Here is a 24,893-nt window from a genome sequence, read left to right on the forward strand (position 1 = left end):
GCCGAACGCAGGCTTCGCCAGCTGCTACAGGTCGCATTCAACCATGGGGTGTTTGTCACATTCTGAAAGCATGCCGAACACGCCATAGAACGGTTAGGATACCCGCCTGATTTTCCTGTCTTGCTATCGGAGTTGCCCATGAGCGCCGTCAATCGCGCAGCGGTGGAAGCCGTCCTTCGCCAATACACCGACCCTTACCTGAACCAGGACCCGGTCAGCGCCGGATGCGTGCGCGATATCCAGATCCAGGGCGATCGCGTCAGCGTCCAGCTGGAGCTGGGGTACGCCGCCGGTCTGTTCAAAAGCGGCTGGTCACAAATGCTGCAAATGGCCATTGAAGGCCTGGACGGCGTGACGACCGCCCGCGTCGACATCACCAGTGTGATTGCCGCGCACAAGGCTCAGGCGCAAATCCCGGGGCTGGCGAACGTGAAAAACGTGGTGGCCGTGGCATCCGGCAAGGGCGGCGTAGGCAAGTCCACCACCGCCGCGAACCTGGCGCTGGCGCTGGCCCGTGAAGGTGCCAAGGTCGGGATTCTCGACGCGGACATCTACGGTCCGAGCCAGGGCATCATGTTTGGCATCCCGGAAGGCACCCGACCAAAGGTCAAGGATCAGAAGTGGTTCGTGCCGATCGAGTCCCATGGCGTTGAAGTGATGTCGATGGCCTTCCTGACCGACGACAATACCCCGATGGTTTGGCGCGGGCCGATGGTGTCCGGTGCACTGTTGCAACTCGTGACCCAAACCGCCTGGGGCGATCTGGATTACCTGGTCATCGACATGCCGCCAGGCACCGGTGACATTCAGCTGACCCTGGCACAGAAAGTCCCGGTGGCCGGCGCGGTGATCGTGACGACCCCGCAAGATCTGGCATTGCTGGACGCGCGCAAGGGCGTGGAGATGTTCCGCAAGGTCAACATCCCGGTGCTGGGCGTGGTGGAAAACATGGCCGTGCACATCTGCTCCAACTGCGGGCATGCCGAGCATTTGTTCGGTGAAGGTGGTGGGGTGAAGCTGGCCAACCAGTATGGCGTCGAACTGTTGGCTTCGTTGCCCCTGTCGATGATCATCCGCGAGCAGGCCGATGGCGGCAAGCCAACGGTGATCGCCGAGCCGGACAGCCAGATTGCGATGGTGTACCAGGAACTGGCCCGCCATGTTGGCGCGCGGATCGTGTTGCAGGAGGCGGTGTCGCCGGCGATGCCGAACATCACCATCAGCGACGATTGATTCGCTGAATAGATGTTGTAGCAGCTGCCGAGGCACGAGGCTGCGTTGGGCTGCGCAGCGGCCCCCGAGGGCGGTCCTGCGGACACGCAACGCAGCCTCGTACCTCGGCAGCTGCTACAGGGTTTTGGGTGTTGCCTTAGATGCGCAACCCGCCATCCATCTCCAGGATCCGGCCGGTGTAGTAGTCGTTCTCGAAAATGTACGCCGCCGAATGGGCGATCTCTTCCGGTTTACCCATGCGCTTGAGCGGAATACCGGCCGTCATCTTGTCCAGTGCTTCAGGCTTCATCCCCAGTGTCATCTCGGTTTCGATAAAGCCCGGTGCAATGCCCGCCACACGGATGCCGTAACGCGCCAGTTCCTTGGCCCAGGTTACGGTGGCCGCAGCGACACCGGCCTTGGCGGCCGAGTAGTTGGTCTGACCGACGTTGCCAGCGCGGGAGATCGAGGAGATATTGATGATCGCGCCGTGATTTTCCAGCTCGACCATTTTGGCGGCCACTTCACGGGTGCACAGGAACACGCCGGTCAGGTTGACGTCGATGACTGCCTGCCATTGGGCCAGGGTCATCTTGGTCATTTCGCCGTCCTTGACCTTCAACAGCAGACCGTCGCGCAGGATACCGGCGTTGTTGATCAGGCCATGGATCGCGCCGAAATCTTCGGCGACCTGGGCGACCATGTGGGTCACTTGCTCTTCATTGGCGACGTTGCACAGGTAGCTGCGCGCCTCGGCGCCCTTGGCCTTGCAAGCCGCGACGGCGTCGTCGAGCTTTTCCTGGTTCAGGTCCACCAGTGCCAGTTTCGCGCCTTTGGCGGCGAAATACTCGGCCATGGATCGGCCTAAACCCTGGCAACCGCCAGTGATAATGATTACTTTGTCAGTGAGTTGCATTCGCATGCCCCAATAGCAGGTCAGAGTGGTTTTCCTTGGAGAGGGCCTCTCGATCTGCGCCGGATGGAGCCTGGCTGCACATGAGAACTGCCCGAATGGCGCGCTGAATACTTATCCCCAGCCGCCTGTCCGTTTTTTCGACGGATTCTATTTAAGGAGTCATAAATTGAGCGTAGAAGCGGCGAAGAATGCCCGAAAATTGCTTCTCAAGGAATACCGAGGGGTGCTCTCGACCCATTCCAAGTCGATGCCGGGTTACCCGTTTGGCTCTGTGGTCCCTTACTGTCTGGATGAACAGGGCCGGCCGCTGATCCTTATCAGCCGCATCGCTCAGCACACCCACAACCTGCAAAAAGATTCGAAATGCTCTCTGTTCGTGGGCGAACGCGAGGCCGACGATGTACAAGCCGTTGGTCGCCTGACTTACCTTGCCGAAGCAGAACAGCTCGTGGACGAGGCCGCCATCGACGCGGCGGCACAGCGTTACTACCGCTATTTCCCTGATTCGCAGAGCTACCACAAGGCTCACGATTTCGATTTCTGGGTACTCAAACCCGTACGTCACCGCTATATCGGCGGCTTCGGCGCGATTCACTGGGTCGATCATCTGACATTGGCCAACCCGTTTGCCGGCAAGGCTGAAGCGAGCATGGTCGAGCACATGAATGCCGATCACGCCAAAGCCATCGCGCACTACGTCGAACTGGCGGGACTGCCGAAAACCGAACCGGCGCAACTGGCCGGCATCGACACCGAAGGCATGCATTTGCGTATCGGCCAGGCGCTATACTGGCTGCCCTTTCAAGCTGCTTGTAATACGCCGACACAAGTCCGAGAAGCCTTGGTTTCTCTGGCTCACGCCGAGCATTGGCCCATAAATGAAGTCGCCGACGCTTGAATTCTCGAAACGGCGACGTCATTTAGGGAAGACTGGCAAGGCACTCTTGCGTTGAGGAACCATTTGATGCGCCCTTTTTTGTTGCTCTTTTTACTGTTCCCGGTGTTGGAACTGTTCGTATTCGTCAAAGTCAGTGGGGCCATCGGGTTTTTCCCGGCCCTGCTACTGATTATTCTCGGCTCGATGTTCGGCGTGTTCGTGCTGCGTATCGCCGGTCTGGCCACTGCGCTGCGTGCCCGTGAAAGTCTGAACCGCGGCGAGCTGCCGGCCCAGACCATGCTGGAAGGCCTGATGCTGGCCCTGGCGGGGGGGCTGTTGATCCTGCCGGGCTTCGTCAGTGATGTGCTGGGCCTGATCATGCTGCTGCCGATCTCTCGCCGACTGCTGGCCAATAAAATGCGCCAGCGTGCCGAAGAGGCCGCGATCCGTCAGCGTGCATTCGCCGAGGACCTGCAATCGCGTGGCGGGCCCGTTCCGCGCGAGCCGCTGGGCCGTGAACCCAATGTGATCGAAGGCGAGTTCGAGCACCGCGACTCCAAGTAAATCGTTTCACCTGCACGGCACCTTCGGGTGCCGTGTTTGTTTTTGGGGCATCGATGTAAAAAATTTCGATCCCTGCCCTTGTAATAAGCTTGTGCGCCCTTATGTAACGGTCACCGCAAGGTTTCTGGCAATCATGCCAGACAGACTTCCGCGTCTCGCTTGTCGAGCCGCACCCGGCACCGCCGGATTTGTTAAACCCGCCGGGAATACACCGGCCGATGAAAACCACAATTAGGAGAGATCGACAATGAAGCTTCGTCCTCTGCATGACCGCGTCGTCGTCCGTCGCAGCGAAGAAGAAAAGAAAACCGCTGGCGGTATCGTCCTGCCAGGTTCGGCTGCTGAAAAGCCAAACCAGGGCGAAGTCCTCGCTGTAGGCCCAGGCAAAGTACTGGACAACGGTGAAGTGCGTGCGCTGTCCGTGAAAGTGGGTGACAAGGTTGTGTTCGGCCCGTACTCCGGCAGCAACACTGTGAAAGTCGACGGCGAAGACCTGCTGGTAATCGGCGAGAGCGAAATCCTCGCTGTTGTCGAAGGCTGATTCCCCGCTCATTTTCCCGCTACTACAAAGTATTTAAGGAATATCGATCATGGCTGCTAAAGAAGTTAAATTCGGCGATTCCGCCCGCAAGAAAATGCTCGCCGGTGTAAACGTCCTGGCTGACGCGGTAAAAGCGACCCTGGGCCCTAAAGGCCGTAACGTGATCATCGAGAAGAGCTTCGGCGCTCCGACCATCACCAAGGACGGCGTGTCCGTTGCCAAAGAAATCGAGCTGAAAGATCGCTTCGAAAACATGGGCGCGCAGCTGGTCAAAGACGTTGCCTCCCGTGCCAACGATGACGCAGGCGACGGCACCACCACCGCTACCGTTCTGGCTCAATCGATCGTCAACGAAGGCCTGAAAGCCGTCGCTGCCGGCATGAACCCGATGGACCTGAAGCGCGGCATCGACAAAGCGACCATCGCTATTGTCAAAGAGCTCAAAGCCCTGTCCAAGCCTTGCGCTGACACCAAGGCTATCGCTCAGGTCGGCACCATCTCGGCCAACTCCGACAGCTCCATCGGCGACATCATTGCCGAAGCCATGGAAAAAGTCGGTAAAGAAGGCGTGATCACCGTTGAAGAAGGCTCGGGCCTGGAAAACGAACTGTCGGTTGTTGAAGGCATGCAGTTCGACCGTGGCTACCTGTCCCCGTACTTCGTCAACAAGCCAGAGACCATGACTGCCGAGCTGGACGGTCCGCTGATCCTGCTGGTCGACAAAAAGATCTCGAACATCCGCGAAATGCTGCCAGTACTGGAAGCCGTTGCCAAAGCCGGCCGTCCACTGCTGATCGTGGCTGAAGACGTTGAAGGCGAAGCCCTGGCGACTCTGGTTGTGAACAACATGCGTGGCATCGTTAAAGTCGCAGCCGTCAAGGCTCCGGGCTTCGGCGACCGTCGCAAGGCCATGCTGCAGGACATCGCTGTTCTGACTGGCGGTACCGTTATCTCCGAAGAGATCGGTCTGAGCCTGGAAAGCACTACCCTGGAACACCTGGGTAATGCCAAGCGCGTCATCCTGTCGAAAGAAAACACCACCGTGATCGACGGCGCCGGCGTTGAAGCTGATATCCAGGCTCGCGTTCTGCAAATCCGTCAGCAAGTGGCCGACACTTCGTCCGACTACGACCGTGAAAAACTGCAAGAGCGTCTGGCAAAACTGTCCGGCGGCGTTGCAGTGATCAAGGTTGGCGCCGGTTCCGAAGTTGAAATGAAAGAGAAGAAAGCCCGCGTTGAAGACGCCCTGCACGCTACCCGTGCAGCCGTTGAAGAAGGCGTGGTACCTGGCGGCGGCGTGGCACTTGTTCGCGCTCTGCAGGCTATCTCCGAACTGAAAGGCGACAACGCCGATCAAGACGTTGGTATCCAGTTGCTGCGTCGCGCTGTTGAAGCGCCACTGCGCCAGATCGTTGCCAACTCCGGCGACGAGCCAAGCGTAGTCGTCGACAAGGTCAAGCAGGGTTCGGGTAACTACGGTTACAACGCTGCCACCGGCGAATACGGCGACATGATCGAAATGGGTATCCTGGACCCGGCTAAAGTGACTCGTTCGGCACTGCAGGCAGCGGCTTCCATCGCCAGCCTGATGATCACCACCGAAGCCATGATCGCCGAGATCAAGGAAGACGCTCCAGCTGGCGGCATGCCAGACATGGGCGGTATGGGCGGCATGGGCGGCATGATGTAAGCCAGCCTTACCCCTGTACTAAAAAACCCCGCCTGCGAATGCAGGCGGGGTTTTTTATTGCCCTCATTCGGGTAAGTCAGGAGACCGAGTCGCTGCCATCGCGGGCAAGCCACGCTCCCGCAGTTGACCGGGATAAACCTCTGGGAGCCGGGCTTGCCCGTGATGGCGTCAGTTCAGGCGCCAACTGCTTCAGGGCATGACTCAAACGATGAAGCGACTCTGGATCGTGTAGGAGTGAGCCGGCTCCGGGCGGCGTTCCGACGATGGCGTCTTGTGAGCCGACGTCATGGTTGAATGGCAGACCGCTACCGCGAGCAGGCTCGCTCCTACAGTAAATATGTGTTTCAGGCGCTAACCTGTTTTGCCTTGACCACTGATTCAGCTTTGGTCGCAGGTCGGTAAAGAACGTAGTAATAAGACCCCAGACAAATCAGCCAGCAAAAAATCGCGGTCCAGACGTTGTGCGAAAAGAAGTGCGCCCCCTGCATCATCCGGCCAATCGAGAACACCGAGCCCAGGGCGAAGGCGAAGACTAACGCCGCGCGAGCCATGCGCGGGCGGCGGTCACGCAACACGAAGAACAGGGCGAACAGCGTGAAACCGGTGGCGGCGTGACCGCCAGGCCAGCAACGGCCAGGTTTATCCGTGTGGGGGCGAGGGCTCAACAATTCGCTGTAGGTCTCGTGGCCACCGAATTGCTCAAGGCTCCATGGGCATTGCACGGCTGTCACGGCTTTCATGGGGGTGACAAAGGAGGTTGCCAGGCCCAGCGAAAGCACCAGGCAGCCCAGCTCCCGTTTGAACGGCTTGAGTCGGGTCACGAAAAACGAGCCGGCGAAGCCGAGGACGGCAAATACCGAGAACGCGATGACTAACTGCTTGGCGCGGTCATGCAGGATGTCTTCCAGGAAGTAACTGTGGCGTCCGATGAAATCTCCTGCCACTGGATCGTAGAACAGCTTGGCGAGGTCCATGTCCAGGGATGTCAGTTCGAGCAGCACCAGAATGATCGCCGCGACGGCGGGGACACCCAGGCACACCCAGAAGTTGAGCGGTCTGGAGGCGGGGCGGGCAGCGGTCGAAGCCATGGCATTTCCTTGGTCGGTGAAGTCATTCATGAAGGCGCATCCGCGCGGAGTCTGCTCCCGCTGCTGTCGCCAATGTGTGAATCAATGGTGAAAAAGATGTTAAAGCTTTCATAGGCTTTTTTCGCGGTTTGACCGCTGCATACAGCCCTATCCCTGAGCCACACTTGGCCTTAAGCTGCGCGGGCCAAGACGGCCGTTACTGTGTACGGAGGAGTGCCCATGCGAATTCTATTGGTTGAAGACAACCGCGATATCCTGGCCAACCTGGCTGATTATCTGGGCCTCAAAGGCTATACCGTGGATTGTGCACAAGACGGTCTGTCCGGCCTGCACCTTGCGGCCACCGAGCATTACGACTTGATCGTGCTCGACATCATGCTGCCTGGCATCGACGGTTACACCCTGTGCAAACGCCTGCGCGAAGACGCCCGCCGCGATACGCCGGTCATCATGCTCACCGCCCGCGATCAACTGGATGACCGGCTGCAGGGTTTCAAGTCCGGTGCTGATGATTACCTGATCAAACCTTTTGCCCTGTCTGAATTGGCTGCGCGGATCGAGGCGGTGATGCGCCGCACTCAAGGTGGCGGTCGTCGCACGTTGCAGGTCGGCGATCTGGCCTATGACCTCGATACCCTGGAAGTGACCCGCGAAGGCCGACTGCTGAAACTCAACCCGGTGGGGCTGAAATTGCTGGCCGTGCTGATGCAGAAAAGCCCTCATGTGCTGCGCCGCGAAATTCTCGAAGAGGCACTGTGGGGCGACGACTGCCCGGACAGTGACAGCCTGCGCAGCCACGTTCATCAACTGCGTCAGGTCATCGACAAGCCGTTCGCCAAGCCATTGCTGCAAACCGTTCACGGGGTAGGTTATCGCCTGGCCGAGGGCCGTGATGGAGTTTAAGCAGAGCCTTGCTCAACGAATCATCATCGCCTTTGCGCTGATGAGCGCACTGGTGGCTGGTGCCTTCGCCATGGGCATTGTGGCGACCGTACACGTGGTGGAAGAAAAACTGATTTCAGCCGGATTGGGCGGCGACTTGCAACGTCTGCTGTTGATGGACAGTTTGTCGGACTGGAACCACCGTCCCGAGCCGGACCAGCTGTTCTACTACAGTGGTGGGGCAGGTGATTTCGAACTGCCCAAGGATTTGCGCAACCTGACCTCGGGTTTTCACGAGGTTTTTCGCGATCAGCTGTCGTATCACGCCATGGTCGAAATTGTCGACGGCCGGCATTACGTATTGCTTCAGGATCAAAGCGATTTCGAAGAGCGTGAACGGGTGCTGTTTGCCGTGGTGTTAACGGGCTTCGTACTTAGCCTGGCGCTGGCGGTATTTCTCGGTTGGGTTCTGGCGCGCAAAGTCATGGCGCCGGTGGTCCGACTGGCCCGCCAGGTGCGTCATCGCGATCAATTGTTAGGGCTGGCGCCGCCTCTGGCGCCCGATTATGCCGCCGATGAAGTGGGCGAGTTGGCTGTTGCCTTCGACGCGACCCTTGGGCGCTTACGTCAGGCATTGAACCGCGAGCGGCTGTTTACCAGTGACGTCAGCCACGAACTGCGTACGCCCTTGATGGTGCTGGCCAGTTCCTGTGAGCTGCTGTTGGAAAATCCCGGTATCGATCAGCGCGGCCGCGCCCAGGTCGAGCGCATTGCCCGGGCCTGCGAAGAAATGCGAGAGCTGGTACAAACCTTCCTGATGCTGGCCCGCGCACAGCGTGAAGACGCCAGCATGTCGCCACAACAGAACCTGAACGAGGTCGCCGACGGGCTGCTCAATCTGTGGCGAGAACCCATCGAAAACAAGGGGCTGAAGCTGGTATTCGAGCCGGGGGACCCTCCAGTTGCCACTTACAACGCAACCCTGTTGCACGCGGTAATGGGCAACCTGTTGCGCAACGCTCTGCATTACACCGAACGCGGGTTCATTCGCCTGACCCTCACCGCCACGGGTTTTTTTGTCGAGGACAGTGGTGTGGGTATTCCTGAGGAAAAACGCGAAGCGATGTTCGAACCTTTCGTGCGGGGTTCCGAAAAACGCGGTGAGGGCCTTGGTCTGGGGTTGTCGCTGGTGCAGCGGATCTGTGAGAACCAGGGCTGGACTGTCAGCCTGACGACAATGGAGCCCAATGGCTGTCGTTTTCAGGTCGAATTACAGGCCTCGAGTACCCGTTGATTAGATAGTCACGGCGGGATTCCATGAGTTATTGTTAATGGTCTGTAAAATGCTGAAATAGTTAAGGGATTTACTCAACGAAATTTTCACAAATACGTGACCTGACTCTGACACTAAACTACCTAAGGTTGATGTCATCAGCATTTCAGGAGACTTTGATGATGGACGGCCCGATCAAACTTGATTTTTCCGAAAAATACGACGATCAACACGCTCAACACTACCTGCGCAAACATCAGGATGGGCTCGGTCGCAAGTTGTCTCACTGGCGTGATTTACAGCTGGCGCGTAAAGCGCTGACGCTGGCCGGCGATCCCGGTCTTGTACTCGATTTGCCATGCGGTGCCGGGCGTTTCTGGCCAATGCTGGCGGAAAAAGCCAACCGGGCGATCATCGGTGCCGACAACTCTGAGTCGATGGTGAAGATTGCCATGCAGTCGCAACCCGCTGACGTGGTCAAACGGGTCCAACCCTTGCACACTTCTGCCTTCGACATCGCCTTGCCTGATAATGCCGTCGACAGCATTTTCTGCATGCGTTTGCTGCACCACATCGGTGAAGCCGAGCATCGACTGGCCATTTTCCGCGAGTTCGAGCGTGTCTCCCGTGACAGCGTAATCCTTTCACTGTGGGTGGACGGTAACTTCAAGGCCTGGAAACGCAAGCGTTCAGAAGCGCGGCGTGGGCAGGAAGGTTACCAAAACCGGTTTGTGTTACCGGCCGCAACGGTGGAAAAGGAGTTTGAGCAGGCGGGTTTCCGTATTCAAGAAAAGCTGGATTTCATACCGCTCTACGCTATGTGGCGCGTTTACGTCTTGCGCAAGAGGTAACAGGATGGCAGTGCAATGTGCAGCAGAACAGGAAGTCGCTCCCCAGGACCGCTTCGACTATTTCTGGAATCAGCGTGGTGAATGGGTAGAAGAACCCAATGTTCGCCGCGGTGGTGAGAGTGGCGTGCAGCGTGTCACCGGCAGCGACGGGCAGCTGCTCTATGCCAAGCGTCAGACCGGCCACATCTATCGCAGTTGGTTGCACCCGTTTGGCCGCCCGACCGTATTGCGTGAGCAAGATGCCCTAATCGGCTTGCGCAAGCTCGACGTGCGTGTTCCTGACATCGTTTTCTGCGGCGCACAGCGCGACCCTGTGCACAAATGGCGAGCATTGCTGGTGACCAAGTCGCTGGATGGCTTCGACGAAATCGAAAACTGGTACGCCGGTGGTGGCCGTGAGCGTCATGGTGAGGCGGTGCATGATCTCGTTTTGAAAGATCTGGCAGAGAACCTCGCTCGCATGCACAAGGGTCGTTGGCAGCACGGTTGCATCTACATCAAGCACGTATTTTTGCGGGTCACCGGTGAAGGCGAGTCGGCCAAGGCCGAAATTGCCTTGATCGATCTGGAGAAGTGCCGGCAGCGTATGACAGCTTCCCGGGCGGCTACGCATGACATGAAACAACTGCGTCGCCACTCGTCGTTCAGCGCTGCGGATTGGAAAAAACTCGTCTACTTTTATGAGGCGGCGTTTGGCAGCGCTATCAAAGGTTTATAGCGATGAAACTCGAAATTGCACGAGGTTTATTTCTGATAGGAGCCTTGGCAGTTGCTTCATTGGCGGTGGCCGCCTGGGAGCAGCCTCGCACGCAAGTCCTCAGTTCAGTAAGCAGCGATGCTCACTGTCCAGTACCACGAGCCATCAAAGCCTCTGTGGCAGCGCAACCCGACAATGACCTGTTATTACTCATGTTCGGGCTGGCTCAGGGAGTAAGGCCGCAAGGTTGACCCGTTTGAAGCCCAAATAAAAGGCCTCGCAATTGCGAGGCCTTTTTTGTGTCCGACGCTAATCCCCTGTGGGAGCGAGCCTGCTCGCGATGGCGGTGCGTCAGTCACCAGTAATGGCAACTGATCCACCGCCATCGCGAGCAGGCTCGCTCCCACAGGGGTGAAGTTATGCAGGTTCCTTGGTGTCGGGTTTGGCCAGCAGGGTGTAGATGCATGGCAATACGAATAGGGTGAACAGCGTCCCGATCGACATGCCTGTGGCAATCACCGTCCCGATATCAAACCGGCTGACCGCCCCCGCACCGGTGGCGATGATCAATGGGACCATGCCGAACACCATCGCTGCCGTGGTCATCAGTACAGGACGAAGCCGAATGGCCGCCGCTTCCTCCACCGCCTCGCGGGCCGTCAGGCCCTTTTCCTTGCGGAGCAGGTTGGCAAATTCGACGATCAGAATCCCGTGTTTGCTGATCAGCCCGATCAGCGTCACCAGCCCGACCTGGGTGTAGATGTTCATGCTCGACCAGCCGAGGAACAGCGGGATCAACGCACCGCAAATCGACAGCGGTACGGTCACCAGAATCACCAGCGGGTCGCGAAAGCTTTCAAACTGCGCGGCCAGTACCAGGAAAATTATTGCCAGTGCGAGGGCGAAGGTCACCCACAGCGCACTGCCTTCCTGAACGTATTGCCGTGATGCGCCGGCATAGTCGACGGCGAAGCCCGCCGGGGCTTCCTCCCGGGCGATCTGGCGCACGACATCGAGGGCTTCGCCCATGCTGACCAGCGGCACCCCTGAAAGAATGGCCGAATTGAGTTGCTGGAACTGGTTCAACTGCCGTGGTCGGGCACGGTCGGTCACGGTGATCAGGGTCGATAGGGCCAACAATTCGCCTTGGGTGTTCTTCACGTAATAGTTGTTGAGCCAGTCCGGGTTATCCCGGAACGGGCGTTCAACCTGCGCAATGACCTTGTAACTGCGGCCCTCGATGGTGAAACGGTTGATTTCCGCCTCACCCAGCAAGGTTGCCAGCGTTCCGCCCAGGTCTTGCATCGACACACCCATCTGCGCGGCTTTGGCGCGGTCGATATCGACCACCACTTCCGGTTTGTCGAAGGCCAGGTCGACGTCGACGAAGGCAAACTTGCCGGACTCCATTGCGCGCTTTTTCACCCGGTCCATCACCTGCAGCAGCAACGGGTAATCGTTGGCCGTATTGATGACGAACTGAAACGGCAGACCTTCGCCGGTGCCGGGCAGGGAGGGCAGGTTGAAACCGAAAACCTGCAACCCCGGGATGCTTTCCAGTTTTGCCTGGACTTCGGGGAGTATCTGCATTTGAGTGCGCTCGCGCTGGTTCCACGGCTTGAGCAAGAAGCCGCCGATCCCCGATTGCACGCCGTTGAAACCGTTGATCTGGAACGAAGAGTAATACTCGGGAAACGCCTTGAAGATCGAGATGAACTCGTCGGTGTAGGTGTTCAGGTAGTTGAGGTTGGTCGGTTGCGGGGCGTTGGCCAACATGAAGATGATGCCCTGGTCCTCGTCCGGTGCCAGTTCCGACTTGGTGAACTTGAGCAGCACCGGAATCAGGCACAACACAATGACCGCGAACACCAGCACCACCGGCCGGGTGTTGAGGGTGCCGTGGAGCATGCTCTGATAGCGGCGCTTGAGGCTTTCAAAAATCATGTCCAGGCGATGAGCCAGGCCGCTGGGGTTTTCATCGTGACGCAGCAGCAGCGCGCACATCATCGGTGACAGGGTCAGAGCAACGACCCCGGAGATCACCACCGCCCCGGCCAGCGTCAGGGCAAACTCCTTGAACAACGCCCCCGTCAGCCCCGTCAGGAAGCCAATCGGCGCGTAGACCGCCGCCAGGGTGATGGTCATGGACACCACCGGCATGGCGATTTCCCGGGCGCCTTCGATGGCCGCGTCAAAAGGCGTCTTGCCTTCCTCAATGTGCCGGTGAATGTTTTCCACCACCACGATGGCGTCGTCCACCACCAGGCCGATGGCCAAGACCATCGCCAGCAGCGTCAGCAGGTTGATCGAGTACCCCATCATCTGCATGAAAAACATCACGCCGATCATCGACAACGGAATCGTGACCACCGGGATCAACACCGAGCGAAAGGCGCCGAGGAACAGGAACACCACCACAATCACGATCAGCACCGCCTCGAACAGGGTTTTCACCACTTCGTCGATCGAGGCCTGGATGAACAGCGTGGCGTCGTAGGCAATTTCACCTTTGAGGTTAGGCGGCAACTGGGCATCCAGGTCCGGCATGATCTTGCGCACTTCCTTGATCACGTCCAGCGGGTTGGCGGCGGGCGTGGCCTTGATGCCGATGTACACCGACGGCGTGCCGCCAAAGGAGCTGATGGTGTCGTAGTTTTCCGCGCCCATTTCCACTCGCGCGACATCACGCAACAACACCCGACTGTCGCCATCGATCTTCAGTGGAATCGCCGCAAAGGCCTCGGCGGATTTGAGCTCGGTGTTGGCGTTGATGCTGGTCACCACGTACTCGCCTTTCACCTCGCCGGCGGCGGACAGGAAGTTGTACCGGCGTACTGCGTTGGTCACGTCGCTGGCGCTCAAGCCGAAACCGGCGAGCTTGACCGGGTCCAGCCACAGGCGCATGGCAAACACCTGATTGCCGAGAATCTCGGCTTCGGCCATGCCCGGCAGGGTCGCCAGTTTCGGCTGAATGACCCGTGACAGGTAGTCAGTGATCTGCGGGTTGCTCAGTTCCTTACTGAAGTAACTGATGTACATCAGTGCCGAAGCGTCGGCCGATTCCTTGCTCAGTACCGGGTCTTCGGCGTCCTGAGGCAGTTGATTCTTCACCTCGTTGGCTTTGGCCAGCAGTTCGGTGAACAAACGGTCGCTGTTGGCGCCGATACGCGCGTAGATCGAGATCACCGAAAAGTTCTGGCGACTGACCGAGGTCATGTAGTCAATACCCTCGGCACTGGCCAGACTCTGCTGCATCGGTTGGGTGATGTAGCCCTGAATGGTTTCGGCGTTGGCCCCGGGGTACGCGGTCGTCACCGTGATCAGGGCGTTCTCCATGACCGGGTATTGGCGCAGCGGCAGTTTGCTCCAGGCCTGAAAGCCCAGCAGCACTATCAACAGGCTGACCACGGTCGCGAGGACCGGGCGGCGGATGAACGGGTCGGTAAAAGCCATGGGGGTTCCTTGATCAGTCCGCGCGCGGCTGACTGTTCTTCTCGGCTAGGGTCTTGTCGTCGCTGATCGCGATGTGAGCACCGTTGTCCAGTTTGATCTGGCCGGCTGTGACCACTTTTTCGCCGTCCTGCACACCTTTGGTAATGATCACCAGGCCTTCACGACGTTCACCGGTTTCAATGAAACGCCGTTCGGCGATCAGGATCGGCTCGCCCTTGTCGTTCTTTTCGACGCTACCGTCTTCGGCTTTTTTCTGCGCGACCACGTAAACCGAATTGCCGTAGAGGGTGTAGGTAATCGCACTTTCCGGTACGACGACGCGCGGCTGCGGGTTGGGCAACAGCACTTGCAGGCTGGCGAACATGCCGGGCAACAGTTTGCCGTCGGGGTTGGCCAGGGTGGCGCGCACCTGCATGTTGCGCGTACTGCTCTCGAGTTTCGGGTTGATCGCGCTGATGGTGCCGGGGAAGGTTTGGGACGGATAGGCCGCGACAATGATTTCAATCGGTTGGCCAATGGCGATTTTCGGCACCGACTGCTCGGGCACGAAGAAGTCGACATAGAGACTGCTGAGGTCTTGCAGGGTGGCAATCATGGTGCCGGTGGCAACATAGTCACCGACGTCCACCTGACGAATACCGATGGTCCCGCTGAACGGCGCCAGGATGCTTTTCTTGCCGAGCGCAGCCCTGAGCTGATTGACCGTGGCCCTGTTCTTTTTCTGCACGGCCGAGAGTCGGTCGAATTCGCCTTTGGAAATAGCCTGGCTGCCGACCAGTTGGCTACCGCGACCGTAATCGAGTTGGGCCAGCCCAAGGTCGGCCAGCGCCGTTTCCAGCAAGGCACTTTCCACGGCGCTGTCGAGCCGCAGGAGCGGTTGACCGGCCTTGACCTTCTGACCTGACTCGAATTGCAAATCGATGACGGTGCCGTCGGTCTCCAGGCTCAGATCCACGCCTTGCAAGGCCTTGAGCGTGCCGACCGTAGGCAGGCGGATTTGCCACGGACGTTCGGTAGCCGTGGCCACAGCAACACTGATTGGCGGTTTTGGCGCAGAGAAACCTTGAATCATCGTGTAGATGGAGAAGGCTTTATAACCGGCCAGGACCAGCACGATCAGCAGAACAACACCCAACATGATCAGCATGCGGCGACGCAGCATATTTCCAGTTCCTTGGAGAAAATCAGGTGAGACAGACAGGCACATTACCCCGAGTGCGCAGGGGATTCCACCTGGCACTTACAGCACTATCCCTGTAGCAGCTGGCGAAGCCTGCGTCCGGCGGCGCAGCCGTCGTAAAACCATGCACCTCGGTGTGTCAGATGCAACCGGGTGTCCGGAACGACGACTGCTGCGCCCGAGCGCGGACCGGCCGACGCAGGCTGCGCCAGCTGCTACACATGACGGTGTTTAGATAAGGTGCAGGTGGTTGTCCCAGAGCCCCGCCGGCAGTTCAAGAGGTTTGGCAACAAGGTTTGTCTGGCGGCAATCGTAGTAGCGGCAGCGACCCTGGCCTGAGGTCACGACAAAACCATCAGCGACGGTGCCGACTCCGGCGCAATCGGGCAGTGGTGCATCCAGGCGCACTTCACCGCTGTTCAGGTCCCAGATAAAAAAGCGGTTGCCCCGGGGGGCGGTCAAAGCCACCAGGCGCAGTTCACTGTGCACCGCGACACTGGCGGTGTAATGGCCCATCGCCTGCAACTGATGCTCGGGCACCGGGAACGCCACGAAGGGCTGACCGGGACGCTTGATCGCCAGCAGCTCCGAAGATTCGTGCGACGGCCCCATGAATTGCTGGCCGGCAACGATGGTGCCATCACTGGCGATCCCCAGATGCCGCACGCTGTTCATCTGCTGGGCGAGGGTTTCCTTGCTCAACAAGGTGCCGTCGCGCTGCATCAGCACCAGGCTTGGCTCCATGGCGTTGAGGTTCATCTCGACCCGGCTTTCGGCCTCCGTGCGAATGCCGCCGTTGGCCACGACCAGGGTTTCGCCATCGGGCATCCACGACACCTGATGCGGGCCGAGGCCATGGGTGGATATCTCGCCGCTGTGTACCAGCCGCTCACCCTCGAACTTATACACACCGAGCAAGCCGCGGCCGGGGTCGGAGGTGTCATTCTCGGTGGCGTACAGCCAGTCGCCGCTCTTGTGAATCACCGCGTGGCCGTAAAAATGCCGGTTCGGCTGCGAGGTCACGGTTTGCAGCAACGTGCCGTCACGCAGGTCGATCAGGTAGCTTTCGGTACCCGGACGACGGGCGACGAACAGCGCTATCGACAGCGTCGGGTGGTTGATGATGTCGTGGCAGCGCTGGCCGACCTGGGTGGCGAACACCCGGGTGCCGTCCAGCCGATAGCCGACGGCGTAATGCTTGCCATCGGAATCGTCCCGCGCCGACAGCAGCAACGGGCTTTTGTCCTTTTGCTTGAACAGCGTCCAGCCGCCCAGTGTCACTGCTCCCAGCAGCAAACTACCTAAAGTCAGAGCCTGACGTCGCAGCATGGCACTTGCCCTCATCAGTCACCGTCGTTGGCGTTGAAGCCCAGTTGAATGCCCAGCGCCTTGGCCAGTTCGCCTTCGTGCAGGCGATGGACGACGTTGAGGCTGTCGTAGAGATCGTTGAGTTGCTGGCGACCGGCATCGTCGTTGAGCATTTCGGTCAGCGAGCGCTGGTTGCTTGCGAACAGCTTCAGTGAGGCGGCGTAGGCGGCATCGATCTTGTCGGCCAACGGCTTTTGCTCGCTCGGCAACAGACCGCGCAGCCCTTTGTTGTCGACGCCTTCCCACACCGTTTTGGCGGCGGCAAGGCTAGCCTCCAGGCCTGCCAGGGACGACTGGCTGCGCCATGCATCGGCCTGGAACGGTTGCGGCACACCCTTCGACTGACGGCCCATCGGCGTGCCGAGTTTTTTCTTCAGGCTGTCGAGGGCGGTGACCTGCACGCGCAGCAGATCGGCGATGGCTTCGTGGGAGTCGGCGTAGCGCTGGTTCGGGAACTTGCTCATTTGCGCGAGCATGCCGTCGGTGTTGTTCCAGCTCTGCAGGATCTCTTCGGCCAGTTGTTTCTGGCGCTCGCCAATGGCCTTCAGCAGTGGGCAGTATTTGGCTTTTTGCGCGTCGTTGGCCACGTCTGGCTTGCTGTCGAACAGGATGTATTCATAGGCCGAGAGGCCCTGAACCACAACGCTGGACTTGGCCAGGGCGACGGCATCGATCTGCGGCTGAGCCGTCACCAGTTGCTCGACCTGACGGCCGACCAGGTTTTTCTTGTCCGGCCAGAACTGCACCTGCCACGAACGGTTGCCCTCGGCCAGCGGACCGATCAGCAGCGGTTGCAGCTCGGCCCAGGCTTTCTGCGCGTGCAGGAAGTCGGCGCGGGCGGTGTCGAGGTTTTCCTTGCCTTCGCAATAGGCGAGGGCGCTGACGGCCAATTGGCGGTCGGCTTCAACCCAGCGGGTGTACGTCGGCAGAATCACCGATTTGGCGATGGCGGCCGATGTCACGGCTTGCGGGTCCTGCGGTGAACAGGCGCCCAGTGCGAGTGCGGCAAGGCTGGTGAACAACAATTTGGGACGGAACATGTCGGGCTCCCGATTCTTTATACGTGTTTAAAGAGAATTCAAAAACGCCAGCAACGCAGCGCGCTGCTCGGCATTGAAAGACAAAACCTGCTCACGCGCAGCCTGAGCTTCGCCGCCATGCCAGAGCACGGCTTCGAGCAGATTGCGTGCACGGCCATCATGCAGAAACTGGGTGTGGCCACTGACCGCTTGCGTCAGGCCGATACCCCACAACGGCGGGGTGCGCCAGTCGCGGCCACTGGCCTGGAATTCAGTGCGGTTGTCGCCCAGGCCGTCGCCCATGTCATGCAGCAGCAGATCGCTGTAAGGACGAATCACTTGATTGGCCAGTTCAGGTTCGGCGGCATTGGCAGCGGTGGTGTATTTGGGCGTGTGGCAGGACTGACATCCCGCCTGGAAAAAAAGATTCTTGCCGGCCAGCACTTGCGGCGCACTGACATCGCGGCGGGCCGGTACGGCAAGGTTGCGGCTGTAGAACAGCACCAGACGCAGGATGTTGTCACTGACTTCCGGTTCGCCCTCGGGGCCGTTGCCATTCGGTGCCTGTTTGCAGGCGGTTTGCGCGTCTGTGCAGTCATCGAACGGTCTCAAGCTGGTCGTGAGACCCATATCGCCGGAAAACGCGTGAACATTCTGTTGATTAAGGTTCGGTTGCCCGGCTTTCCAGCCAAATCGGCCGAGGACAGTCTTCTGTTGCACGTCATCCCAGACCCGGTTCGGGCGTCCAGCAATGCTGTTTTTATCCTTCGCCTGCGCCTCGGCATTGGCCAGGATCGCCTCGTCGGGGATCGCTTCGAGCAGGCCCAGGCCAATCATGGGCGGGGCGACACGCGCCGAGAACCGGGTATCGGGGTGCATCGGGCCGTAGCCCAGTTGGGTGATGTTCAAGCTCGGCTTGCGCAGTTCGACTTCGGTGCCGTCCTTGAAACGCACCGGAACGGGCGTGTAATCGACACGCACTTTACCTTCCGGGGTTACGCCGGGCACGGCCATGTCCTGGAACTGGCCACCGTAGACCGGTTCCGGCACTACGCCGAGCTGTTCGATGACCTTGGCATAAGCCGGCGCGTCGGGGATCGACAGGCGCACCAGCATCGACACGGCATTCGGTGCGTCAGGCGCCGGCGGATGGCCGCGTCCGTCCTTGATGTGGCAGCCCTGGCAGGCGTTGGTGTTGAACAGCGGGCCGAGGCCGTCACGAGCGGTGGTGGTCGACGGGGCGATCACCCAGGGGTTGCGGAAGAAACTGTTGCCGACGCTGAAGTCCACGCGCCGTGACGGCGACAGGTTGGCGGAGGGCAGGGAAAACGAGTTCTGATCAGTCTTGCGCACGGTCGCGCTGCCACCGGACCGGGCTTCACCGGGTTCGGATTTGGTAAAACGCGGGGCGTCATCGCAGGCACTCAGGCACAGGGCCAGCAACAGTGCGGACAAGCGAAGAAGCAGCGGGGGCATCAGACATCCTGCAAGACGAGCAAAACAAAGGCGCAAAGTCTAACAGGGCAGGAGAGTTTGAATAAGAGGAATTATCGTTTACTTGATGTGGGGCAGGTGATCGTTCCCACGCTCTGCGTGGGAATGCAGCCCGTGACGCTCCGCGTCACATCAACAGCCGGACGCAGAGCGTCCGTTGAGGCATTCCCACGCAGAGCGTGGGAACGATCGGCGACCCAAAGGTCGCCTTCTTGTTCAGCCAGCGTTGATCAGAATTCGTGATCAGCGTTGTCCGGGTTCAGGTCGCTGATGCCCAGTTTTCCAGCGGCGGCTTCGATCGAACCGGTCTGCTTGACCAGGGATGCGATGGCGTCGCGGACGATCTGGTTGCCAGCGGTGTTGCCGGCAGCGATCAGCTGGTCGTAGTGCTCACCCTTGTTGGCGTGATCGACGATGACCTGCATCTTGGCTTCGGTTGCAGCCAGGTCGGCTTTCAGCGCGGTGTCGGCAGCCGGGTCGGCCTTGGCCACCAGGGACGACAGGCTGGCGCCGGTCATTTTGGTGCCGTCGACGCGGGTGTACTCACCCAGGTACACGTTACGAATGCCTTTGGCATCGTAGAACTGCGAGTTGTGGGTGTTGTCGCTGAAGCAGTCGTGTTCGTCTTCCGGGGAGTTGGCTTCCAGGGAAACCTTCATGCGCTCGCCCGCCAGTTCGCCCAGGGACAGACTGCCCATGCCGAACAGCATTTTGCGCAGGCCCGAATCAACCGGTTCGGCTTCCAGGGTGGCGCGGTAGTTGTCGGCCACGTTTGGCTTCCAGTTAGCGACCATTTCTTCCAGGTCGCTGACCAGCAGTTGGGTCACAGCTTTCAGGTAAGCGCGACGACGATCGTTGTGGCCACCGGTTGCGCCTTTGCCTTCCAGGTAGTCGGAAGCAGGACGGTTGCCGGCGCCAGGGCCGGTGCCGTTCAGGTCCTGGCCCCACAGCAGGAATTCGATGGCGTGGTAGCCGGTGGCGACGTTGGCCTCGGAACCGCCCAGCTCGTTCAGGCTGGCGAGTTTGGCCGGGGTAATGTCTTTCACGTCGATCTTGTCTTCGCCGACCTGAACCTGGGTGTTGGCGATGATGTTGGCCGTGGCACCCGGGTTACCCAGTGCGTGTTCGTAGGATTTGTCGACGTAGTCGATCAGGCCTTCGTCCAGTGGCCAGGCGTTAACCTGACCTTCCCAATCGTCGATGATGGTGTTGCCGAAGCGGAACACTTCGCTCTGCAGGTAAGGAACGCGGGCAGCAATCCAGGCAGCCTTGGCGGCTTTCAGGGTGTCGGCGTTCGGCTTGGCAAGGAAGGCGTCAACGGCGGTTTGCAGGGTCTTCGCGGTGGATTCGGCATCGCTGTAAACGGCGAAGACGATGTCGGCGTAATGCGCGACAACGGCTTTGGCGGCAGCTTCATCGACCTTGCTGACAGCGGCCGGGGCGACAGCAGGTGCCGGTGCAGCAGCGGCAGTGCTGGTGGCCGGAGAAGGCGCAGCGGCGGTCTTGTCTTTGCCTTCGCCGCAACCGGCGAGGGAAATAGCGATGGCCAACAGACTGGCGGTAGCCAGAGGCATACGAATCATGGCGAACATCCTGCTTCAAGAGGGTGGACTGGCGCTTCACGTGCGCAAAACTGCGACATAATGCAAATCTTTCGCATTCTGTGTAAAGGGTTGCAGGTGGAAATATTTCTTATTCACGCAGGCGTTGTGTCGTATATCCGAAAATCGCAGCCTCGTTTCACTCGACAGCTCCTACAGAGTGAAACGAGGCTGCGATTTTCAAAGACCTACAAAATAGCCGCGTTACTACGCTGGGCCTGTTTCAGGTAGGCGCTTAGTTCCCGTGCCGGCAACGGTTTGCTGTAGAAGTAGCCCTGACCTTCGTGGCAGCCTTCGGAGATGATGTAGGCCTCCTGCTCGGCGGTCTCCACGCCTTCGGCAATCACTTGCATGCCCAGGCTCTTGCCCAGCTGAATGATCGCCCGAACGATGGTTGCATCGTCGTCGTCATCGAGCAGGTCTTGTACGAAGCTCTTGTCGATCTTGATCTTGTCCAGCGGCAGGCTTTTCAGATAACTCAGTGACGAATAGCCGGTGCCGAAGTCATCGATGGCGATCAACGCGCCTGAACGACGCAGGCTCAGCAGGTGCTGGGCGGCGGTGCTGATGTCTTCCATCAGGCCGGTTTCGGTGACTTCCAGTTCCAGGCTACGGGGGGGCAAGCGGTACATTTGCAGCAGGTTGTTCACCACTCGCGGCAGCTCGGCGTGGTGCAGCTGCACGGTAGACAGGTTCACCGCCATGCGCAGGTCGGGGAAGCCCTGATCGTGCCAGTCGCGCAATTGCTTGCAGGCCTGATCCAGCACCCACTCACCGATGGCGATGATGGTGCCGTTTTGTTCGGCCAGCGGGATGAACAGATCTGGCGGCACCAGCCCATGCTCGGGATGTTGCCAGCGAATCAACGCCTCGACGCCCACCACCCGGTGATCGCGGTAGCTGATTTGGGGTTGGTAGACGAGGTAGAACTGATCGCGGGTCAGTGCATCGCGCAGGTCCTTCTCCAGTTCGCGACGGCGGCGCATCTCGGTGTCGACACTGGCGATGTAGAACTGATAACGATTGCGCGAGCGGGTTTTGGCCAGGGTCATGGTCTGCTCGGCTTTTTGCAGCAGCTTCTCGGTGCTGTCACCGTCCTCGGGGAACAAGGTGATACCGATGGTCGCGCGCAGACGGATCTCCTGATGATCGAGGGCAAACGCCGCTTCCAGGTCATCGAGAATGTTTTGCGCCAGTTCGGCTGCTTCGTAAGGTTGTTCGATATCGGCCTGGACCAGGGCGAACTGATCGCCGCCAAGGCGGGCGAGGGCGCCGAGCCGGCCACTGTGGGCCCGTAGCCTGTCAGCCAATGCCAGGAGCAATTGGTCGCCGGTCTGATAGCTGAACTGTTCGTTGATGCCTTTGAAGTCGTCCAGGCCCACCACCAGCACCGCGACCCGGCGTTGCAATTTGCCGGCGTCGACCAGGATCTTGTCCAGTTGTTGTTGCAATTGCTGGCGGTTCGGCAAGCCGGTCAGGAAGTCGTACTGAGCCATGCGCAACAGGCTGTTTTCCGCTTCGTGACGCAGGTGGGTGTTGCGTTCGATGGATTCGAGCAACTGGTTGGCGGTGTTGATCCAGATGCCCAGTTCGTTCTTTTCGTGGCCCTTGAGCAGCGGGATTTTGTGTTCGCTGGGGCGATCCGGGTTGATTTCGGTCAGGTGCTGGATAATCCGCGACAACGGTTTGGTCAGCAGCCAGTGATACACCAGATACAGCACCAGGCCCATGGCCAGGGCGCGCAATACGCCGGAGATGAAGATGATGACCGAGCTGACAATGAACCCTTGCCCGTAGGTGGCGGTGTCGAGGGTGATGCTCAGGTCGCCGTAATATTCACTGTAAGGGCCGCGACCGACCAGTTGAGTGGTAAAGGTGCGTTCCTTGCCGAGGATCAGGTCGGTCAGCCAGCGGCTGTCGGAATGCTGCAGCTCGCGGGATTTTTGCGCGAGCATGGCTTCGCTGGGATGGCCGATGGAGGCCTGGCGCACGGCGTCGTCCTGGAACAGGCCTTCGATCACTTGCATGCCCATTTCCCGGTCGAGGCTGTAGACAGCCTGGGTCGAGGGGTCGCGGAACATGTCGAGGATACGTTCGGCATCGTTGGCTACGGCCTGGCGCGTCTTATAGGCGTCGAAAACGATTTGCGCGCAGCTCAAGACCACGCCAACGATCAATGCCGACAGGAGGACGACCCGAAGCAACTTCACCGACAAGCTGTTCTTGAGTTCCAGCTTCAAAGGGGGATTCCTTGTTCCGTGCGGGTAGCATCAAGTTGCCATGAGTATTGGCAATCCCGTGATGGCAGTCAAAGGGACAATCCATCACAGGAGGTTTTGCCTGTGGGCTTGGCCGATATGCTGTTGTCTGGGGTATTTGTCCTATTAGTACTGTGTCGGTTGTGGGGGCCTTCAACTTGAGGGGCGGGAGATAATTTTTCCTACGGGGTTGATGGTAGTCGGCTATGGCGTGGGGGCAAGGGGTCAAGTCTGGTTCTATTGTCAGAAATTGACCTGTTTTTACGGATGTATGTACGCCGTTTGTACTGTGGGAGCTGGCTTGTCGAGGGCCTGAATTCTGTGTAACTCGCTCCCACAAAGTCTGCACGGAACCTGTGGGAGCGAGCCTGCTGGCGATGCTTTTAATGCTTGAACATCACATGCCGAATGACGGTGTAGTCCTCCAGCCCGTACATCGACATATCCTTGCCGTAGCCGGACAATTTCTGACCGCCATGCGGCATTTCGCTGACGAGCATGAAGTGCGTATTCACCCAGGTGCAGCCGTACTGCAAGCGGGCAGACAAGCGATGCGCGCGACCGACATCCGAGGTCCAGACCGACGACGCCAGGCCGTAGTCCGAATCGTTGGCCCAGCCCAGCACCTGTGCTTCATCCGTGAATTTAGTCACCGACACCACCGGCCCGAACACCTCGCGGCGAACGATTTCGTCATCTTGCTGAGCGTCGGCCAATACGGTCGGTTCGAAGAAGTAACCGTTGCCGTCCACGGCTTTGCCACCGGTGATCAAGCGAATGTGCGGTTGCGCGATGGCGCGCTCGACAAACCCGGCCACCCGGTCGCGGTGTTGCGCGGTGATCAGCGGCCCCAGTTCGGTCGACGGATCATCCTGCAGACCGTACTTGATGCTGCTGACCGCCTCGCCGAGCTTCTCGACGAACTTTTCGTAGATGCCGGCCTGCGCATAGATACGGCACGCGGCGGTGCAGTCCTGGCCGGCGTTGTAGAAGCCGAAGGTACGGATGCCTTCCACGGCAGCGTCGATGTCGGCGTCGTCGAAGATGATCACCGGGGCTTTGCCGCCCAGTTCCATGTGCATGCGCTTGACGCTGTCGGCGGTGCTGGAAATGATGTTGGAGCCGGTGGCAATGGAGCCTGTCAGCGACACCATGCGTACTTTCGGGTGTGTGACCAATGGGCTGCCGACGCTAGGGCCACGGCCAAACACCAGGTTGAGTACGCCGGCCGGGAAAATCTCCGACGCCAGTTCGGCCAGGCGCAGGGCGGTCAGCGGGGTTTGTTCCGACGGCTTGAGCACCACGGTATTACCGGCGGCCAGGGCGGGGGCGATTTTCCAGGCGACCATCATCAGCGGGTAGTTCCACGGCGCGATGGAGGCGATCACGCCCACCGGGTCGCGGCGGATCATCGAGGTGTGGCCCGGCAGGTACTCACCGCCCGCCGAACCGCTCATGCAACGGCTGGCGCCGGCGAAGAAACGGAACACGTCGGCAATCGCCGGGATCTCGTCGTTCAGCGCGGCGCTGTAGGGTTTACCGCAGTTGTCCGATTCCAGTTTGGCCAACTCTTCGCCGTGGGCTTCGATGGCGTCGGCGAGTTTGAGTAGAAGTAGCGAGCGCTCTTTTGGTGGGGTGTGCGACCAGCTGTCGAAAGCGGCATCGGCGGCGCGCACCGCGGTATCGACCTGCGCTTCGCTGGCTTCATTGATTTCGACCAGCACGCGACCGAGGGCCGGGTTGAACACAGGTTGGGCGGGGCCTTCGCCGTCGATCAGTTGGCCGTTGATCAAGAGTTTGGTTTGCATGGCATTGTCCTCTTCAAATCTGTTCTTGTTTTGAAACTGGCCCCTGTGGGCGAGCCTGCTCGCGAAAGCGGTTTAACATTCAACATTGATGCTGGCTGACACACCGCTTTCGCGAGCAGGC

General features: G+C 59.4%; 20 protein-coding genes. 10 read left to right on the top strand and 10 right to left on the bottom strand.

The window, feature by feature from the left end; genetic code table 11:
- The first annotated feature begins 138 nt into the window (after positions 1 to 138).
- Entirely contained in the window at positions 139 to 1,233 is a 1,095-nt protein-coding gene (apbC, locus tag PMI22_RS03880; RefSeq protein WP_007948589.1) for an iron-sulfur cluster carrier protein ApbC, read from the top strand.
- Positions 1,234 to 1,369: 136 nt separating this feature from the next.
- On the opposite strand, the gene PMI22_RS03875 is transcribed toward apbC, so the two are convergent.
- Positions 1,370 to 2,128 carry an SDR family oxidoreductase gene (locus tag PMI22_RS03875; RefSeq protein WP_033049695.1) on the bottom strand — a complete coding sequence of 253 codons (759 nt, stop codon included), beginning with the start codon at positions 2,126 to 2,128 and terminating at the stop codon, positions 1,370 to 1,372.
- Positions 2,129 to 2,294: 166 nt separating this feature from the next.
- Here PMI22_RS03875 and PMI22_RS03870 point away from each other — a divergent pair, with 166 nt between their 5' ends.
- The 4 genes from PMI22_RS03870 (at position 2,295) to groL (ending at position 5,800) form a co-directional block, all read left to right on the top strand.
- Positions 2,295 to 3,026, top strand: a complete 732-nt coding sequence (locus PMI22_RS03870; protein WP_007948591.1) for a HugZ family pyridoxamine 5'-phosphate oxidase — start codon at positions 2,295 to 2,297, stop codon at positions 3,024 to 3,026.
- A 66-nt stretch (positions 3,027 to 3,092) separates the two neighbouring features.
- Positions 3,093 to 3,569 carry an FxsA family protein gene (locus tag PMI22_RS03865; RefSeq protein ID WP_007948592.1) on the top strand — a complete coding sequence of 159 codons (477 nt, stop codon included), beginning with the start codon at positions 3,093 to 3,095 and terminating at the stop codon, positions 3,567 to 3,569.
- Between the two features lie 247 nt (positions 3,570 to 3,816).
- On the top strand, positions 3,817 to 4,110 hold the full coding sequence (locus PMI22_RS03860; RefSeq protein ID WP_007948593.1) for a co-chaperone GroES: 294 nt from the start codon (positions 3,817 to 3,819) through the stop codon (positions 4,108 to 4,110).
- A 49-nt stretch (positions 4,111 to 4,159) separates the two neighbouring features.
- Positions 4,160 to 5,800: a chaperonin GroEL gene (gene groL / locus PMI22_RS03855; protein ID WP_007948594.1), complete on the top strand. Its 1,641-nt coding sequence runs from the start codon at positions 4,160 to 4,162 to the stop codon at positions 5,798 to 5,800.
- A gap of 344 nt (positions 5,801 to 6,144) precedes the next feature.
- Here groL and PMI22_RS03850 read toward each other — a convergent pair whose 3' ends face one another.
- Entirely contained in the window at positions 6,145 to 6,888 is a 744-nt protein-coding gene (locus PMI22_RS03850) for a phosphatase PAP2 family protein (protein ID WP_007948595.1), read from the bottom strand.
- 219 nt (positions 6,889 to 7,107) lie between these two features.
- On the opposite strand from PMI22_RS03850, the gene colR reads away from it, so the two are divergent.
- From colR to PMI22_RS32175, 5 genes are all read left to right on the top strand, one after another.
- On the top strand, positions 7,108 to 7,791 hold the full coding sequence (gene colR / locus PMI22_RS03845) for a two-component system response regulator ColR (protein ID WP_007948597.1): 684 nt from the start codon (positions 7,108 to 7,110) through the stop codon (positions 7,789 to 7,791).
- Positions 7,781 to 9,064, top strand: coding sequence for a sensor histidine kinase (locus PMI22_RS03840; RefSeq protein ID WP_007948598.1), 1,284 nt, complete (start codon positions 7,781 to 7,783; stop codon positions 9,062 to 9,064). Before colR ends, PMI22_RS03840 begins: the two co-directional genes overlap by 11 nt.
- 161 nt (positions 9,065 to 9,225) lie before the next feature.
- Positions 9,226 to 9,894, top strand: a complete 669-nt coding sequence (locus PMI22_RS03835) for a class I SAM-dependent methyltransferase (protein ID WP_033049698.1) — start codon at positions 9,226 to 9,228, stop codon at positions 9,892 to 9,894.
- A gap of 4 nt (positions 9,895 to 9,898) precedes the next feature.
- The gene (locus PMI22_RS03830; RefSeq protein ID WP_007948600.1) at positions 9,899 to 10,612 is read left to right on the top strand and encodes a lipopolysaccharide kinase InaA family protein; all 714 of its coding nucleotides are present in this window, start codon (positions 9,899 to 9,901) and stop codon (positions 10,610 to 10,612) included.
- 2 nt (positions 10,613 to 10,614) lie between these two features.
- Entirely contained in the window at positions 10,615 to 10,842 is a 228-nt protein-coding gene (locus PMI22_RS32175) for a hypothetical protein (protein WP_081502832.1), read from the top strand.
- A 166-nt stretch (positions 10,843 to 11,008) separates the two neighbouring features.
- On the opposite strand, the gene PMI22_RS03825 is transcribed toward PMI22_RS32175, so the two are convergent.
- From PMI22_RS03825 to PMI22_RS03790, 8 genes are all read right to left on the bottom strand, one after another.
- Entirely contained in the window at positions 11,009 to 14,044 is a 3,036-nt protein-coding gene (locus PMI22_RS03825) for a multidrug efflux RND transporter permease subunit (protein WP_007948601.1), read from the bottom strand.
- A 13-nt stretch (positions 14,045 to 14,057) separates the two neighbouring features.
- On the bottom strand, positions 14,058 to 15,206 hold the full coding sequence (locus PMI22_RS03820; protein ID WP_007948602.1) for an efflux RND transporter periplasmic adaptor subunit: 1,149 nt from the start codon (positions 15,204 to 15,206) through the stop codon (positions 14,058 to 14,060).
- 249 nt (positions 15,207 to 15,455) lie between these two features.
- The gene (locus PMI22_RS03815; protein WP_007948603.1) at positions 15,456 to 16,553 is read right to left on the bottom strand and encodes a DUF1513 domain-containing protein; all 1,098 of its coding nucleotides are present in this window, start codon (positions 16,551 to 16,553) and stop codon (positions 15,456 to 15,458) included.
- A 14-nt stretch (positions 16,554 to 16,567) separates the two neighbouring features.
- Positions 16,568 to 17,632, bottom strand: a complete 1,065-nt coding sequence (locus tag PMI22_RS03810; protein ID WP_007948604.1) for an imelysin family protein — start codon at positions 17,630 to 17,632, stop codon at positions 16,568 to 16,570.
- A gap of 27 nt (positions 17,633 to 17,659) precedes the next feature.
- A complete protein-coding gene (locus PMI22_RS03805) occupies positions 17,660 to 19,087 on the bottom strand; it encodes a di-heme oxidoreductase family protein (RefSeq protein WP_007948605.1) in 1,428 nt (475 codons plus the stop codon).
- 248 nt (positions 19,088 to 19,335) lie between these two features.
- A complete protein-coding gene (locus PMI22_RS03800) occupies positions 19,336 to 20,688 on the bottom strand; it encodes an imelysin family protein (protein WP_007948606.1) in 1,353 nt (450 codons plus the stop codon).
- A 206-nt stretch (positions 20,689 to 20,894) separates the two neighbouring features.
- Positions 20,895 to 22,946 (bottom strand): putative bifunctional diguanylate cyclase/phosphodiesterase, encoded by a 2,052-nt coding sequence (locus tag PMI22_RS03795; protein WP_007948607.1) that lies wholly within the window; start codon positions 22,944 to 22,946, stop codon positions 20,895 to 20,897.
- Positions 22,947 to 23,347: 401 nt separating this feature from the next.
- Positions 23,348 to 24,772, bottom strand: coding sequence for a gamma-aminobutyraldehyde dehydrogenase (locus PMI22_RS03790; RefSeq protein ID WP_007948608.1), 1,425 nt, complete (start codon positions 24,770 to 24,772; stop codon positions 23,348 to 23,350).
- Positions 24,773 to 24,893 lie beyond the last annotated feature (121 nt).

The organism is Pseudomonas sp. GM21 (assembly GCF_000282215.1).
Classification (GTDB): Bacteria; Pseudomonadota; Gammaproteobacteria; order Pseudomonadales; family Pseudomonadaceae; genus Aquipseudomonas.

What these genes read in the sequence shown, in the direction of transcription:
- PMI22_RS03850 (WP_007948595.1), bottom strand. Translation starts at nt 6,888, where the DNA reads ATGGCTTCGACCGCTGCCCGCCCCGCCTCCAGACCGCTCAACTTCTGG.
- PMI22_RS03810 (WP_007948604.1), bottom strand. Translation starts at nt 17,632, where the DNA reads ATGTTCCGTCCCAAATTGTTGTTCACCAGCCTTGCCGCACTCGCACTG.
- PMI22_RS03860 (WP_007948593.1), top strand. Translation starts at nt 3,817, where the DNA reads ATGAAGCTTCGTCCTCTGCATGACCGCGTCGTCGTCCGTCGCAGCGAA.
- PMI22_RS03805 (WP_007948605.1), bottom strand. Translation starts at nt 19,087, where the DNA reads ATGCCCCCGCTGCTTCTTCGCTTGTCCGCACTGTTGCTGGCCCTGTGC.
- colR (WP_007948597.1), top strand. Translation starts at nt 7,108, where the DNA reads ATGCGAATTCTATTGGTTGAAGACAACCGCGATATCCTGGCCAACCTG.
- PMI22_RS03790 (WP_007948608.1), bottom strand. Translation starts at nt 24,772, where the DNA reads ATGCAAACCAAACTCTTGATCAACGGCCAACTGATCGACGGCGAAGGC.
- PMI22_RS03815 (WP_007948603.1), bottom strand. Translation starts at nt 16,553, where the DNA reads ATGCTGCGACGTCAGGCTCTGACTTTAGGTAGTTTGCTGCTGGGAGCA.
- PMI22_RS03835 (WP_033049698.1), top strand. Translation starts at nt 9,226, where the DNA reads ATGGACGGCCCGATCAAACTTGATTTTTCCGAAAAATACGACGATCAA.
- PMI22_RS03825 (WP_007948601.1), bottom strand. Translation starts at nt 14,044, where the DNA reads ATGGCTTTTACCGACCCGTTCATCCGCCGCCCGGTCCTCGCGACCGTG.
- apbC (WP_007948589.1), top strand. Translation starts at nt 139, where the DNA reads ATGAGCGCCGTCAATCGCGCAGCGGTGGAAGCCGTCCTTCGCCAATAC.
- PMI22_RS03830 (WP_007948600.1), top strand. Translation starts at nt 9,899, where the DNA reads ATGGCAGTGCAATGTGCAGCAGAACAGGAAGTCGCTCCCCAGGACCGC.
- groL (WP_007948594.1), top strand. Translation starts at nt 4,160, where the DNA reads ATGGCTGCTAAAGAAGTTAAATTCGGCGATTCCGCCCGCAAGAAAATG.
- PMI22_RS03865 (WP_007948592.1), top strand. Translation starts at nt 3,093, where the DNA reads ATGCGCCCTTTTTTGTTGCTCTTTTTACTGTTCCCGGTGTTGGAACTG.
- PMI22_RS03875 (WP_033049695.1), bottom strand. Translation starts at nt 2,128, where the DNA reads ATGCAACTCACTGACAAAGTAATCATTATCACTGGCGGTTGCCAGGGT.
- PMI22_RS03840 (WP_007948598.1), top strand. Translation starts at nt 7,781, where the DNA reads ATGGAGTTTAAGCAGAGCCTTGCTCAACGAATCATCATCGCCTTTGCG.
- PMI22_RS03820 (WP_007948602.1), bottom strand. Translation starts at nt 15,206, where the DNA reads ATGCTGCGTCGCCGCATGCTGATCATGTTGGGTGTTGTTCTGCTGATC.
- PMI22_RS32175 (WP_081502832.1), top strand. Translation starts at nt 10,615, where the DNA reads ATGAAACTCGAAATTGCACGAGGTTTATTTCTGATAGGAGCCTTGGCA.
- PMI22_RS03800 (WP_007948606.1), bottom strand. Translation starts at nt 20,688, where the DNA reads ATGATTCGTATGCCTCTGGCTACCGCCAGTCTGTTGGCCATCGCTATT.